This is a genomic window from Pseudarthrobacter albicanus (genome assembly GCF_018224015.1).
Taxonomy (GTDB): Bacteria; Actinomycetota; Actinomycetes; order Actinomycetales; family Micrococcaceae; genus Arthrobacter; species Arthrobacter albicanus.
The window spans coordinates 1-599 of the sequence record NZ_JAGPOT010000220.1 but is presented as its reverse complement, the minus strand read 5'-3'; the positions used below and the strand labels follow the sequence as shown (position 1 = coordinate 599).

Below are 599 nucleotides of genomic sequence, written 5' to 3'. Positions count from 1 at the left end.
GTCGCCGCCTCCGGCGGCGGCAGGCGGCAGATCCACATCCTCACCACCGACCGCGACCTGGGCGCCGGGGAGGCTGTGTATCGGATGGGTTCGCGGTGGCGGCAGGAAAACCAGTTCCGCTACGCCCGCATGCACTTCGACCTCGACTCCCACGACAGCTACACCTCCAGCGACGACGACGCCGACAGGATGGTCCCCAACCCCGCCAAAGCCCAGGCCTACCAACGAGTCGTTGCCGCGAAGAAACACTTCACCGACAGTGCCGCCGACACCGACGCGGCACTGCTCGCCCTGCGAACCCCGCCGGCAGGAACGACCGACATCACCGTCACCAATGCCATGATCAACACCATCAAGGCCCCGCTCTGGGATGCCGAAACGGCACTTGACGCCGCGGAAGCCGCCCACCAGGGGCTCCCGGCCAGGATCCGCCTCGGAGACCTGGCCCCGGGCCAGCAGGTTTTGGACACGGAGACGAAACTCATTCACCACAGCATCCGGATGGCCGCGTTCAACACGATGATGACCCTCGCCCGGGAAATCCGCACGAACACCGGCTACAAACGCGCCGCCGACGAGGCCCACACCCTACTAAGGAC

General features: G+C 66.4%; 1 protein-coding gene. It reads left to right on the top strand.

Annotated elements, in window-relative coordinates; all coding sequences use genetic code 11:
- On the top strand, positions 1 to 599 hold a 599-nt coding region (locus J9611_RS21530; protein ID WP_211883362.1), incomplete at both ends, for a hypothetical protein.